Source organism: Chryseobacterium sp. PET-29, assembly GCF_025736815.1.
In the GTDB taxonomy this organism is placed as follows: domain Bacteria; phylum Bacteroidota; class Bacteroidia; order Flavobacteriales; family Weeksellaceae; genus Chryseobacterium; species Chryseobacterium nepalense.
On the sequence record NZ_CP107053.1, the window covers coordinates 2949730 to 2963281 of the forward strand.

At 37.9% G+C, this 13552-nt stretch carries 13 protein-coding genes; 8 read left to right on the forward strand and 5 right to left on the reverse strand.

Going from position 1 to position 13552, the window contains the following annotated elements:
- The first annotated feature begins 75 nt into the window (after positions 1-75).
- From ODE14_RS13275 to fabF, 7 genes are all read left to right on the forward strand, one after another.
- A complete protein-coding gene (locus ODE14_RS13275) occupies positions 76-2736 on the forward strand; it encodes a TonB-dependent receptor domain-containing protein (RefSeq protein ID WP_263601768.1) in 2661 nt (886 codons plus the stop codon).
- A 92-nt stretch (positions 2737-2828) separates the two neighbouring features.
- Positions 2829-3695, forward strand: coding sequence for a helix-turn-helix domain-containing protein (locus ODE14_RS13280; protein ID WP_263601769.1), 867 nt, complete (start codon positions 2829-2831; stop codon positions 3693-3695).
- Between the two features lie 90 nt (positions 3696-3785).
- Entirely contained in the window at positions 3786-4205 is a 420-nt protein-coding gene (locus tag ODE14_RS13285; RefSeq protein ID WP_263601770.1) for an OsmC family protein, read from the forward strand.
- A gap of 215 nt (positions 4206-4420) precedes the next feature.
- On the forward strand, positions 4421-5026 hold the full coding sequence (locus ODE14_RS13290; RefSeq protein ID WP_263601771.1) for a TetR/AcrR family transcriptional regulator: 606 nt from the start codon (positions 4421-4423) through the stop codon (positions 5024-5026).
- A 10-nt stretch (positions 5027-5036) separates the two neighbouring features.
- A complete protein-coding gene (locus tag ODE14_RS13295; protein ID WP_263601772.1) occupies positions 5037-6305 on the forward strand; it encodes an acetyl-CoA C-acetyltransferase in 1269 nt (422 codons plus the stop codon).
- Between the two features lie 3 nt (positions 6306-6308).
- Positions 6309-6734: a PaaI family thioesterase gene (locus ODE14_RS13300; RefSeq protein ID WP_263601773.1), complete on the forward strand. Its 426-nt coding sequence runs from the start codon at positions 6309-6311 to the stop codon at positions 6732-6734.
- 58 nt (positions 6735-6792) lie between these two features.
- A complete protein-coding gene (gene fabF, locus ODE14_RS13305) occupies positions 6793-8034 on the forward strand; it encodes a beta-ketoacyl-ACP synthase II (protein ID WP_248389645.1) in 1242 nt (413 codons plus the stop codon).
- 70 nt (positions 8035-8104) lie between these two features.
- On the opposite strand, the gene ODE14_RS13310 is transcribed toward fabF, so the two are convergent.
- From ODE14_RS13310 to msrB, 3 genes are all read right to left on the reverse strand, one after another.
- Entirely contained in the window at positions 8105-8485 is a 381-nt protein-coding gene (locus tag ODE14_RS13310) for a hypothetical protein (protein ID WP_263601774.1), read from the reverse strand.
- A complete protein-coding gene (locus tag ODE14_RS13315) occupies positions 8486-9250 on the reverse strand; it encodes a murein L,D-transpeptidase catalytic domain family protein (RefSeq protein WP_248389639.1) in 765 nt (254 codons plus the stop codon).
- A 128-nt stretch (positions 9251-9378) separates the two neighbouring features.
- On the reverse strand, positions 9379-9822 hold the full coding sequence (gene msrB / locus ODE14_RS13320; RefSeq protein ID WP_248389636.1) for a peptide-methionine (R)-S-oxide reductase MsrB: 444 nt from the start codon (positions 9820-9822) through the stop codon (positions 9379-9381).
- 205 nt (positions 9823-10027) lie between these two features.
- On the opposite strand from msrB, the gene ODE14_RS13325 reads away from it, so the two are divergent.
- Positions 10028-11272: a DUF445 domain-containing protein gene (locus ODE14_RS13325; protein ID WP_263601775.1), complete on the forward strand. Its 1245-nt coding sequence runs from the start codon at positions 10028-10030 to the stop codon at positions 11270-11272.
- A gap of 39 nt (positions 11273-11311) precedes the next feature.
- On the opposite strand, the gene ODE14_RS13330 is transcribed toward ODE14_RS13325, so the two are convergent.
- Both ODE14_RS13330 and ODE14_RS13335 read right to left on the reverse strand, forming a co-directional pair.
- Positions 11312-12349, reverse strand: coding sequence for a quinone-dependent dihydroorotate dehydrogenase (locus ODE14_RS13330; RefSeq protein WP_263601776.1), 1038 nt, complete (start codon positions 12347-12349; stop codon positions 11312-11314).
- A gap of 369 nt (positions 12350-12718) precedes the next feature.
- Positions 12719-13414: a pseudouridine synthase gene (locus ODE14_RS13335; RefSeq protein ID WP_263601777.1), complete on the reverse strand. Its 696-nt coding sequence runs from the start codon at positions 13412-13414 to the stop codon at positions 12719-12721.
- Positions 13415-13552: the final 138 nt, after the last annotated feature.

Here is a 13552-nt window from a genome sequence, read left to right on the forward strand (position 1 = left end):
AGTCTATTAATGATGGTTAGACAATTACATTGTTAATGACTACATTAATTTAATTAATCTAAATCTTAAACAACAATGAAATTATATATTTCCAGGATTATTCTTGGTCTATTCTTATTATGTTCACCTTTCGTATTGGCACAGCATCTTTCTAAAAACCAGTTTAAAGTTAAAGGAAACTGCAACTTGTGCAAAGAAAGAATTGAAACAACCGCAAAAAAAGCAGGGGCAAAAACAGCAAACTATTCTGTAGACTCACAGATTTTAACAGTAGAAACGGATGATAATGTTTCCACAAACGAAATTTTAAAAGAAGTTGCAAAAGCCGGGCATGACAATGAAAAATTTCAGGCCGATGAAGCTTCTTACCAAGCACTTCCGGCCTGCTGTCATTACGAAAGAAACAGTACACAAACTTCCGAAGAGCATCGCATGCATTCAAAGTCCGAAAATGAATTTTATGTAAAAGGAAACTGCGAATCCTGCAAAGCAAGAATTGAAAAGGCAGCAAAAGATGCCGGAGCAGATTCTGCAGAATGGAATGCAGAAAAACAAACTGTCGCTTTAAACTTTAATTCCCAAAAAACTTCAGCAGATGCCATATTAAAAAAGATTGCCGAAGTGGGACACGACAATGAAAAGTATAAAGCCAATGACAGTACCTACAAAAATCTGCCGTCATGCTGCTTATACGATAGGGAAATTCCGTTTGGAGAGACCAATCCGAAAGTCCATACTGAAGAAACTGCAGAAGCCGCTCACAACCATAATGCAGGAAACAGTCATGAAAAAAACATTGAAGGCGTTACCGTAACAGCATCAAAAGCATCCACTTCACTTAATAAAAAAGAAGCCGGATTAATTTTTAATATCGATAAAAAAGAATTATTGAAAGCCGCGTGCTGTAATTTATCCGAAAGTTTTGAAACGAATGCAACAGTAGATGTTTCTTTCAGTAATGCGGTAACAGGTACCAAACAGCTGAAAATGTTGGGCCTGGATCAGAAATACACCAGCCTAACCAAGGAATTGCTTCCGGAGATCAGGGGACTTGCTTCCGCTTACGGATTAAATTTTATTCCCGGAAGATGGATTGAAAGCATTCAGCTTACAAAAGGAGGAAGCACTGTAACAAACGGTTATGAAAGCATAACAGGACAAATCAATACAGAATTACTGAAAAATTCTGAAAAACCTGAAACTTCGCTAAACCTTTTTGCAGATTTTAACGGAAGAACTGAAGCTAACATCACCAGTGTTTCCAAGATCAACGACAAATGGTCACAGACTTTTCTCCTTCACGGAAATGGAACTTTCGGTGATACGGATATGAATGATGACGGCTTTTTAGACAGGCCGAAAGGCACACAGCTGAATGCCGCGTACTTACTGAATTACAACGATCTGGAGAAATCGGGATTCGGTTCTCATTTTGGAATTAATTTTATTAAAGATGAAAGAACTGCAGGCCAGGTAGGATTTGATAAAAAAATTCCACAGGACAAACAATCTCTTTACGGCGTAGGCATCGATATTTCAAGATTTCAGGTATGGAACAAAACAGGCTATGTTTTTAAAGGGAAACCTTACCAGAGCCTTGGCTGGATGAATCAATATACTTTTCATCAGCAGGACAGCTTTTTCGGATTGAGAAATTATTCCGGAAAACAACATACCTATTATTCAAATTTAATTTTTGAAAGTATTCTTGGGAACACGAATCATAAATACAAAGCCGGTGCAAGCTTCATGTATGACGGATATGACGAAAACTATTTAACGCAAAATTTTAAAAGAAACGAAATCGTTCCGGGAGCATTTGCAGAATATACTTTAACGGGATTAAAATATACATTGGTAGCAGGAGCAAGAATTGATTTTCATAATCTGGCGGGAACACAGTTTACCCCGAGATTGAATTTCAAATATGATATTACTCCACAGACTATCTTAAGACTGTCTGCCGGAAGAGGCTTCAGAACAGCAAATATTTTTGCGGAAAGCCAACAGCATTTTGCCTCCAACAGGAATATTCAGATTCTTGAAAACGGAGGAAATATTTACGGATTGAAACCGGAGATTGCCTGGAATTATGGAGCAAGCCTTCAACAGGAATTTAAATTATTCGGAAGAAAATCTTCCATTGTTGCAGATTTTTTCAGGACAGATTTTCAGGATCAGGTGATGGTAGACCTTGACCGCTCACCTCAACAGCTAACCTTTTATAATCTTGAGGGAAAATCTTTTGCCAACTCATTCCAGACCCAGTGGGATCTTATGCCTTTCAAAAACTTTGAATTGAAATTTGCCTATAAATATTATGATGTGCAGGCCGATTACCTGAACGGAAGAAGAGCAGTTCCTTTTATGGCAAAACACAGAGGCTTTGTAAATGCAGCCTATTCAACCAATAAAAATGATAAAGGCGGCTTCTGGAGCTTTGACACGACTTTAAATATCGTAGGAAAACAAAGGCTTCCGGATACTTCATCCAATCCTTCACAGTTTCAGCTCGCAGCATATTCACCATCATACAGTGTTCTGAATGCACAGATTTCAAGAAATTTCAACCAGAAAATAAGAGCTTACCTGGGTGGCGAAAACTTAACTTCGTACTCACAAAGCAACGCGATTGTCGATTTTAAAAATCCTTTCGGAAATTATTTTGACGGCGGAATGGTTTACGCTCCTATCATGAAAGCCAATTTTTATGTAGGTCTGGATGTAACATTCTAATCTTTATAATATTTAACCTTAAATTAATAGCATGGTTTCAATCGTAATAAAAGAAACCATGCTTTTTTGTATCTTTAAAGTAAAGTAAAATCATGTCGCAAACGCTTATTTTTGAAGATCAGTATAAAAGACTCGGTATTGAAAATTTTTGGGAAAATAACCTTGAAACCATTAATGGTAATAAGTTTCGTTATGATATTAAAATTATGTTTATTCCGGCGAGCTATGAAATGTCGGTAGATTTTAATTACTTTAAGATTACTCAGCCCAGCCTTTTTTTCTTAACGAATCAGCATGTCAAAATTATAAAAGCGCAGGAAAAGGCGAAATTATTATACTATAATCGTGATTTTTACTGTATCCAAATCCATGATAAAGAAGTTGCTTGTGACGGACTTTTATTTCATAATATTTTCGAAATTCCTTTTGTAGAGCTTGATCGCGAAGAAGATATTATCATTCAGCAGCTTTTTCAAAATATTGAACATGAGCTTAAATGGAAAGATTCTTCCGCAGAAGAAATGATCCGGACGTATGTGAAGCAGATCATCATCCGCGCTACAAGAAAATGGAAAAAACAGAACCTTGACAATGGATCTATAAAAGTCCCCAGTAATGAAGTCGATATTTTCCGTGATTTCAGCAGGCTTCTGGAAATTCACTTCAGAGAAAAACATAATGTATCTGAATATGCAGAGCTTCTGCATATAGCTCCCAAAACATTAACTCATAAATTTAAAAGCCTACAACTAGAATCTCCCAATCAGCTAATCATCAACAGAATAATTCTCGAAGCCAAAAGACTTCTTATTTATACCGATAAAACCATAAAAGAAATTGCCTATGATTTGGGATATGAAGATCCGGCATATTTCAACCGTCTTTTCACCGGCAAAACGGGAAGCACGCCTTCAAATTTCAAAAAAAACTACATGCCGGGAAAAAAGTACAACATTTAGGGTCTTTTATGTATTTATTCAGACAAAAACTCAACATATCTTTGTAACATCAAAAATAAACAATAGTAACAATAAAAAAATTAAAGTATTATGAGACGTAACGCTACAGCCGTTTGGAACGGTAACATCAAGGAAGGTAAAGGACATTTAACTACCCAAAGCACAACCTTAAACGAAACGCAATATTCATTCAACAGCCGTTTTGCGGACGGAGTAGGCACAAATCCTGAAGAATTGCTGGCTGCAGCTCATGCAGGATGTTTTACCATGAAATTAAGCGCAGAACTTTCCCAGGCAGGATTTACCCCTGAAGAATTAAAAACAACTTCCGTAATTACCCTTGATCCTAGTGTAGGAAAAATTACAAAATCAGAGCTTACTTTAACGGCAAAAGTTCCAGGAATCTCAGAAGAAGATTTCCAGAAGTATGCTAAAATTGCAGAAGAAGGATGCCCTGTAAGCGCTGCATTTAATTTTGAAATTACCCTAAATGCAACTTTAGAAAATTAAGATCCCATAGTTGCTGCGATTAAAAATCAATAGGAGCGGGCTTTAGCCCGCTTTTGTTTAGTATACCTTGGCTTTAACCAAAAATTATGAATAAAGAATTTAATTGTATCCTATTTGACGCTGACAAACTATACAGATATTATTTAAATTTAATCATAAATTAAAATATACCGATTGGTATATTTTCTGTATATTTGTATAAAATTCTGATCTAAATGTCTAAAGCTGAAAAAACAAGACAGTTCATCATTGAAAAAACGGCATCTCTTTTTAATACCAAGGGATATACCTCTACATCGCTTTCAGACATTACAGCAACTACCGGGCTCACAAAAGGAAGTATCTATGGAAATTTTGAAAATAAAGATCAGGTCGCTTTAGAAGTATATAAATACAACGCCGGTCTTTTAAAACAAAGCATGTCCCGGTCTTTCGGTGATGAATTTCCCTCTGCGATGGATAAGTTAAATGCATTTGTTGCATTCTACAGAAAAAACTGGCAGTCGGTTTTTTTAAACGGAGGCTGTCCGCTGATGAACGCTGCCACCGAAGCTGACGATACTTTTCCTTTACTTAAAAAACAGGTAACTCAATCTTTCACAGAATGGATCTCCAAGATTTCGGAAGTAATTATAGAAGGTCAGAAAAGCGGAGAGTTGTCTGCCAATGCTGATTCGGAAGAATATGCATCCCTTTTTATTATGCTGATTGAAGGCGGAATCTTATTATCTAAAACAACCGGAGAAGAAAAATTTTTAAACCAGGCATTAGACAGAGTTTTACATATCATTAACAAAGAACTGAATATACATCCATCATAAATATCACCCTATGGAAACAAAAAGAGTGGCCATCGTAGGATACAACAGAATCCCGTTTGCCAGAATTAATACTGCTTATACGGAGAAGAGCAATCAGGATCTGCTGACTGCCGCACTGAACGGGCTGATCGACCGCTGCAACCTTCAAGGAAAACTTTTGGGAGAAGTTGCCGGAGGCGCTGTTATTAAACATATTTCCGAAAGCAACCTTATCCGGGAATCGGTGATGGAAACGGCTCTTGATCCCGCCACTCCCGGATGTGACCTTCAACAGGCCTGTGACACAGGAATTGAAGCAGCAATTTATATTGGAAATAAAATTGCTTTAGGCCAGATCGAGAGTGGTATTGCCTGTGGCGTTGAAGCGATGAGCAATATTCCATTCGAAACCTCCGTCCGGTTAAGAAAAGCTTTACTAAAGGCTAATAAAGAAAAATCTGTTTTCGCTAAAATCAAACAATTATTAAACCCGAAATTGAAAGACTGGATGCCGGTTCCATACAAAGGACAGGAACCTAAAACCGGGCTCGTGATGGGTGGACATACGGAAATTACTGCAAAATATTATGAAATTTCCCGTGAAGATCAGGACCTACTGGCATTTAAAAGCCACCAGAATATGGCAAAAGCATACGATGAAGGTTTCTTCGATGATATGATCTCTCCTGCTTTCGGATTGGATAAAGACAACAATCTCCGCCGCGACACAAGCCTTGAAAAACTGGCCCAGTTGAAACCCGCCTTTGATAAACAAAACGGAACTTTAACAGCGGGAAATTCCACACCGTTTACCGATGGCGCTTCTGCCATTTTACTTGCCAGTGAAGAATGGGCAAAAGAAAATAATCTTCCGGTTCTGGCCTATATCACATATGCTGAAGTAGCAGGAATAGAATACGTGGAAAATAAGCAGAATTTATTGCTTGCTCCGGTTTTTGCCGCCGACAGAATGCTGAAAAAAGCAGGAATGAACCTTGAAGATTTCGATTATTATGAAATTCATGAAGCGTTTGCTGCGCAGGTTTTAGCGACATTAAAAATCTGGGAAAACGATGATGTGGCCAAAAAATTCGGACTTGAAAAGTCATTAGGAAAAATTGACCGGAATAAACTGAACGTGAAAGGCGGAAGTCTTGCTGCCGCACATCCTTTCGCGGCAACAGGGGGAAGAATCATTGCCACCCTGGCAAAACTTTTAGATGAAAAGGGCAGCGGAAAAGGTTTCATTTCCATTTGTGCAGCCCGCGGACAGGGCGTTACCATGATATTAGAAAAATAAATAATGGACAGACTTGCACAATTAAAACAGTTTATAGGAAAAGAATTCACCCAATCACCATCCCCTTTTATGAAATGGCTGAATCCTGTAATTCTTTCCGCAGAAGAAGGAAAATTGGAATTTCAATACACCATACGGCAAGAATGGCTGAACCCGCTGGGAAATCTCCATGGTGGGATCACAGCCGCAATTATCGACGATATCATTGGCGCTACTATGTTTTCGTTAAATGAAAAATCTTTCATAACTACCATCAATAATGTCATTGATTATTTTTCTACCGCCAAAGAAAATGATATTATTGTTGCAGAAACAAAAATCATTAAAAGAGGAAAGCAATTCATAAATGCACAATGTGAAATCTGGAATGCAGATAAATCACGGATTATTGCAAGAGGAACTTCCAATTTATTCAAAATAAACAATTAAAAATATCATCGTTTTATAGATTGATGATACATACCCAATAAAAGATAAATATCTATCAATGAAAAGAGTAGTCATTACAGGTCTCGGCGCAGTAACACCTTTGGGAAACAACGTAGGAGAATTCTGGAAAAACAGCATCAACGGAGTAAGCGGGGCCAACAAAATCACTCATTTCGATACGGAAAAATTTAAAGTGCATTTTGCCTGCGAAGTGAAAAATTTTGATCCTAAAGCTCATCTAACGCACAACGAAATCAAAAGAAGTGATCTTTTTTCACAATACGCCATGTATTCAACAGCTGAAGCGCTGAAAGATTCAGGGCTTGAACTGGAAAATATGGATCCCTTTGACACCGGCGTGATCTGGGGAACCGGACAAGGCGGAATGTGGACCTTTGAAAGTGAAGTCATGAATTTTGCGGCAGGCGACGGGACACCAAGGTTCAACCCCTTTTTCGTTCCGAAGTTCATCGCCAATATGGCTTCAGGAATGATTTCAATGAAATTTGGACTGCAAGGAATCAACTATACAACGATTTCAGCATGTGCTACAGGGAATACGGCATTGATGGATGCTTTTAATTATATCAGGCTTGGAAAAGCAAAAGTTATTGTGAGCGGAGGATCCGAAGCAGCCATTACACCAGCTTCCATCGGAGGATTTTCCATTATGAAAGCAATGTCTACAAGAAATGATGATTTTGCAACTGCAAGCCGGCCTTACGATGCAGACAGAGATGGTTTTGTTATGGGAGAAGGAGCAGGTGCTTTAATTCTTGAAGAATATGAACATGCAAAAGCAAGAGGCGCAAAAATTTATGCAGAACTTGTGGGAGCTGCCATGACTGCGGACGCCTATCATATGACCGCGCCTCATCCGGACGGTATCGGAGCCATTAAAGCCATGCAGCTTGCATTAAAGGAAGCTCAGATCAACACGGAAGATATTGATTACATTAACCCTCACGCAACCTCAACCCCGATGGGAGATCTTGTGGAATTGAACGGAATAAACAAATTATTTAAAGGAAGTAAAAACCTCGATATCAGTGCAACAAAGTCGATGACCGGGCATTTGCTGGGGGCAGCAGGAGCCGCCGAAGCGATTTTATCCATTAAAGCCATCGAGACAGGAATTATCCCGCCAACTATTAATCTTCACAACATAGATGAAAATATTCCCAGAGATATCAATATTGTTTTTGGAGAGGCTAAAGAGAAAACCATCAATTACGCTCTGAGCAATGCTTTTGGTTTTGGTGGCCATAATGCAACATTGATTTTCAAGAAGTTTTCATAATAAAATATTCTTATCAAAAAAGCAGTCTGCTATTCAGACTGCTTTTTTTATTTAATCAATTAAAATAATTCTAATGATGATCAGAAATGAAGAAACTGTCGCCATGATCAGGAATAGGAATATAAAGCCTTTCCCATGTTTCTCCTTCTTCAAATTCCCAGCTGTGCCCTTTTTCTTCTACGTCTTCAGCAAGTAGAATAATTCCGGGTTCAATAAGAAATGTATTTCCGTTACTCACTTTAAACCTGATTTTACCCTTTACGGTTACCACATATTGTTTTCTGGGTGCAGGATGATCAGATTTCTCCCATTCTTCAACGGTATTGCTGATGCGGAAAGAAGTGGTACTGATTGTTTTCAGAACAGGAAGTTTTCCCGTTTCAAAAGTACTGCTTCCGTCAGGAGTGTTCATTAATCGTATTGCTGGAATAAATTCCGAAGTTTCATTCATTTATATTGACGTTTTCAGCCATTCTGATTTAGAAAGATAATTTTGGTCCGGATAATAGATAAAAAGAAGATTTCGCCCTTTGATCGTATTAATGATTGGCTGGGTAAGATCTCTGGGTACAGCCGGACAACCCCAGCTTCTTCCAATTCTTTTGTGCATTGCTGCAAATTCATCACTTACATAATCTGCGCCATGCATTACGATTGCTCTTCTGTATGCCGCATCATTAAATCCTTTATCCATTCCCAACAGTCTCAGGGAAAATCCATTGTCCCCATTGTATGTTGCATCCGTAATATAAAAACCTAAACTGCTCTGAAGTGAGCTATCGGTATTAGAAAAATTCGTTGCAAACTCTTCTCCGGTATTTTTACCGTGCGCTACCAGTGAGTTGAACAATACCTTTCTCTCATTCATATCAATTACCCAAAGTCTTTTCGTATTTGAGGACATGGAAAAATCGCATACCGTAAGTAAATGCGAATCCTGATTAAGCAAACCAGCTTTCTTCAAATTCTCAAACCCTGTTAAGGCTTTGAAGAAAACTTCTTCGTTAAGCTCATGCCCTTGTTCAAATGCGATAGACCTGTATAACTCTTCTGAGGATGATACTGTTTTCTCTGTGGTGTTCTCCGATTTTTTGTCGGCTACTCTTTCAATCTTTTTTGTACTGATTTCATTCTTTGTCTCTTTTTTTTCCGGTGACAGGTAGAATGAAGTAGTGACCATGTAAACAATACTTAATAAGCTATAAAATCCTTTCATTCAATAATATGTTAAATCCAATTGAGTCAGCAAATGTATAAAAACATACCTATCTGGAAGAATAACTCCTCTAGTTTAACTCAAATTTAAGAAACTTTAACTTACTGATTTCGTGAATAAAAACTATTTTATATCTGTTCATCCGAAACAAACTCCAGGCTTACGGAATTCATACAGTACCTTAATCCGGTAGGCTTCGGCCCGTCGTCAAAAACATGCCCAAGGTGGGAATCACATCTTTTACAAAGTACTTCTACCCTATCCATTCCGTAGGTTACATCTCTTTTATAATAAACCCCTTCTTTATCTGCTTCAAAAAAGCTCGGCCAGCCGCAGCTGCTGGAAAATTTTTCAGTAGACCTGAACAGATGATTTCCACATACCGCACAGTAATATTCTCCCAGTTCATCAAACTCATTGTATTTTCCGGTAAAGGCTCTTTCGGTTGCCGCTTCTCTTGCTACAGCATAGAGTTCCGGCGAAAGTATTTTTTTCCATTCTTCGTTGGAAATATTCACCGCTGTTCTGTCTGTTCGTGAGTAGTATGGATTGTTTTTTGCTTCGTTTTGCATAAGATTTACTTAAAGATTTAGGTAACTAAAAATTGAACCACAAAAATTATAAAAGTTTTTAGCCAAAATTGATCCTGGTGAATTTCACAGTATATAAAAATCTAGTGTGTACTTTAGCAGAAACATTTCAACTTTGAATATCTTGAAAATTCTTTTGTGACTTTTGTGGTAAAAAATATATACCAAATGTACTAAATTTGAGAATATGAATGATGAGGCCAAAAGAAAACAATTAAGAAAATACAAAGCATTTGCCACAGGACTGTTCCTTTTGATGGCGGCCATTTTTATTGCCACCACTCTTCTCCAAAAAAATGTAGATTCCCACTGGGTAGGTTACGTACGGGCTTTTTCTGAGGCAGCCATGGTAGGTGCGCTTGCCGACTGGTTTGCGGTTACTGCGCTTTTTCGTCATCCGTTGGGATTACCCATTCCTCACACCAACCTTATTGAAAACAGCAAGGAGCGACTGGGTGATAATCTCGGCAGTTTCGTGGTGAGCAATTTTCTTTCTCCACAGAATATCAGACCTTACATGATGAAGCTGAAAATTTCAGGCTTTGTGGGTGAATGGCTTTCAAAGGAAAAAAACCAGGAGATCCTCATTAAAAATCTTTCGGATATTGTTCTGGATATTCTCAATAAGCTTGACGATACTGCCGTAAGCCAGTTCATCAGTAAAAAAGTTCAGGAAATGACCGATGATATCAAACTTAATAAAATCGTAGGAAACGGGATTGGTTATATTATTGAGAAAAATGACCATCAGAGAATGGTAACCAATCTTTCGGCACAGATCAAAAATTATATTCTTGAAAATGATGAACTCATTAAAGAGCGGGTAAAAAAAGGAAGTTATACTTTTATTCCTTCTTTTGTTGATAATAAAATTGCTGATAAAATCGCCACAGGTCTTTCAGACTTTTTCAGGGAAATTGAAGAAGATCCGCGACATGAAATCAGGAACCTGATTACCCAAAAAATTCATGATTTTTCCGTTGACCTGAAAGAAGACCCGAAATGGGAGGAAGAATTTAAAATTATTAAAAACGATCTTCTGAAAGGCGATAAATTGAACGAATACTCCAATGACATTTGGGTTTCCATCAAAAATACATTGAAAAACGAACTTCAGGAAGAATATTCTTCTTTAAAAAAATATATTTCTAAAAACCTGAATGAATTCTCCGAAAATTTGAAAACGGACGCAAACCTTCAGAATAAGATTGATGACTGGATTCGGGTAACGGCTTATAAGTATATTCTTAGAAATACGCATCAGTTTGGAAACCTCATCAGTTCCACTGTAGGAAACTGGCAGGGAAAAGAGCTCAGTGAAAAACTGGAACTGGAAGTGGGGAAAGATCTTCAGTTCATCCGGGTGAACGGAACTTTAGTGGGCGGACTGGTCGGACTGGTTATTTATACGATTGCACATTTTTTTCTTTAAAACAATAAAAAAGAGAGTTCATAAACCCTCTTCTTAATTTTATCTTGAAATTCTGCTTGCCCGTGTTAAAAGCGCTTTATTAATATCATTGATCAATTCCGGTCCTTCATAAATAAATCCTGTATACAGCTGCACCAGCGTTGCTCCAGCATCCAGTTTTTCCAGGGCATCTTTTGCAGAATGAATTCCTCCAACACCAATAATAGGGAAAGATCTGTTGCTTTTATCGGAGAGATATTTAATCATTTTCGTACTTCGCTCGCGAATCGGTTTTCCGCTGAGACCACCATTTCCGATCTGTGCCAACACTTCCGGTGATGTTTTCAAACCTTCCCTGTTAACCGATGTATTGGAAACTACAATTCCGTCAATTTTCGTTTCTGAGATCAGATCAATGATTTCATCAAGTTGATTGTTATTCAGATCCGGAGCAATTTTCAGTAATATAGGTTTTTGTACAGCTTTTGACTGGTTGATTTTTTTAACTTCGGTAATTAACTCCCTCAGATACTCTACATCTTCCAGCTTGGCGTGGCTTCCTACATTCGGACAGCTTACATTCAGCACAAAATAATCTACATAAGGATGAAGACCTTCAAAACACTCCAGGTAATCTTGGGTATAGTTGTCCGGTGTGGTGTCTGTATTTTTACCGATGTTCCCGCCGATGATGATTTTCCCTTTGTTACCTTTCAGTTTTCCGATGGCAGCTTCCAGTCCGTCGTTATTGAACCCCATTCTGTTGATGATTCCGCCATCTTCTATTAAACGGAAAAGCCTCTTCTTAGGATTCCCGGCTTGTGCTCTCGGCGTAACCGTACCTATTTCTACAAATCCGAAACCCAGATCTCCCAATTCATTAAATAAAACGGCGTTCTTATCAAAACCCGCAGCCAACCCGACAGGATTTTTAAATTTCAATCCAAAGACTTCTCTTTCCAGACGTTTGTCTTCAATAGGTTTCGGTAAAAATAATTTAGTGAGAAATCCGAAATTTTTCAGCATTGCAAAAGTAAAATGATGAACTTCTTCAGGATCAAATTTGAAAAGAATCGGGCGAATGAGCGATTTGTACATTGAAAAAAAGTTTTACAAAAATACTCATTTTAAAATTAATGTTCCATTAACCTGTGATATTAATGAAAAAAATATATAATATATACTGTCTATAACAGCTGCTGGATTTATTTTAATCTTGAATTCGTAATCAACGAAATATTAACAATATATTTAAACACTTTTAGTACAATAAAGTTGTCAAATAATTTTCAAGAGCTATTTCCCGCTTTCCATTACAATCTTTTTTTCAAAAAGGATTTTCATTGCAATCGGGGCTAGGATTGCAGTCGCTTATTCAATAGTATGAAATTAGCCCAATTTGTGATTCCATAGGAACTGAAAGCATTAATGTTTTGTTTAGATCCTTCCAGGATGACAAACTGCATGTTAAGAATAGGCACTCAAATCCAGGTGCAGAATATCTCCAATTTTTTTAAAATCATTATCTATTGTAGCATTGACTGTTATTTTCTCGCCGGAAATCGGATGATTAAATGCCAGCTGATGGGCATGCAGCGTCATTTTACTGATGCCAAATGTCTGAAGCCACAACTTATTCTGCTTATTACAGCCGTGTTTCCGGCAGCCTAAAATAGGATGTAAAATATGTTTAAAATGCTTCCTCAACTGATGGAACCTTCCTGTTTCAGGAGTTGCTTCAACCAGACAGTATCTTGAGGTCTGATGTTTTAGAAAAGGCAAGTCTATTTCCGAAGTCTGCAGGCGACGGTAGTAGGTAACAGCATTCTGCGTCACTTCATTTTCATTGACCAGGTCATAATCAATGGTTTCTTCTTCTTTGGCCCAGCCCCGCAGAATTGCAATATATTTTTTCTCTACTTCCCTCGTGGCAAACTGATCGCTCATGATTCTCAATGTCTCTCTATCCAAAGTAAACAGCAAGACACCCGAAGTTTTCCGGTCTAAACGGTGTACCGGATACACTTTTTGCCCGATCTGCTTTTTTAATTCCTGAATGGCATAGGTATCCGCTTCTCCGGAATAAAAAGATTTATGAACCAATAATCCGCTGGGTTTATTGATCGCAATAAGATGTTCATCTCGGTAAAGAATTTCTAGCATCCGGCAAAAGTAGAGAATTTCTATTAATCCTAACGGGTTTTAAAACCTGTGAGGGTTGTTTGAAGTTTGCGATCCTAGTCCTGATTGAGCGGCATGTCTGAGCTCATTTTCCTGGATTTAGGCGGCGCGCTCGCTGCC

What these genes read in the sequence shown, in the direction of transcription:
- ODE14_RS13275 (WP_263601768.1), top strand. Translation starts at nt 76, where the DNA reads ATGAAATTATATATTTCCAGGATTATTCTTGGTCTATTCTTATTATGT.
- ODE14_RS13280 (WP_263601769.1), top strand. Translation starts at nt 2,829, where the DNA reads ATGTCGCAAACGCTTATTTTTGAAGATCAGTATAAAAGACTCGGTATT.
- ODE14_RS13285 (WP_263601770.1), top strand. Translation starts at nt 3,786, where the DNA reads ATGAGACGTAACGCTACAGCCGTTTGGAACGGTAACATCAAGGAAGGT.
- ODE14_RS13290 (WP_263601771.1), top strand. Translation starts at nt 4,421, where the DNA reads ATGTCTAAAGCTGAAAAAACAAGACAGTTCATCATTGAAAAAACGGCA.
- ODE14_RS13295 (WP_263601772.1), top strand. Translation starts at nt 5,037, where the DNA reads ATGGAAACAAAAAGAGTGGCCATCGTAGGATACAACAGAATCCCGTTT.
- ODE14_RS13300 (WP_263601773.1), top strand. Translation starts at nt 6,309, where the DNA reads ATGGACAGACTTGCACAATTAAAACAGTTTATAGGAAAAGAATTCACC.
- fabF (WP_248389645.1), top strand. Translation starts at nt 6,793, where the DNA reads ATGAAAAGAGTAGTCATTACAGGTCTCGGCGCAGTAACACCTTTGGGA.
- ODE14_RS13310 (WP_263601774.1), bottom strand. Translation starts at nt 8,485, where the DNA reads ATGAATGAAACTTCGGAATTTATTCCAGCAATACGATTAATGAACACT.
- ODE14_RS13315 (WP_248389639.1), bottom strand. Translation starts at nt 9,250, where the DNA reads ATGAAAGGATTTTATAGCTTATTAAGTATTGTTTACATGGTCACTACT.
- msrB (WP_248389636.1), bottom strand. Translation starts at nt 9,822, where the DNA reads ATGCAAAACGAAGCAAAAAACAATCCATACTACTCACGAACAGACAGA.
- ODE14_RS13325 (WP_263601775.1), top strand. Translation starts at nt 10,028, where the DNA reads ATGAATGATGAGGCCAAAAGAAAACAATTAAGAAAATACAAAGCATTT.
- ODE14_RS13330 (WP_263601776.1), bottom strand. Translation starts at nt 12,349, where the DNA reads ATGTACAAATCGCTCATTCGCCCGATTCTTTTCAAATTTGATCCTGAA.
- ODE14_RS13335 (WP_263601777.1), bottom strand. Translation starts at nt 13,414, where the DNA reads ATGCTAGAAATTCTTTACCGAGATGAACATCTTATTGCGATCAATAAA.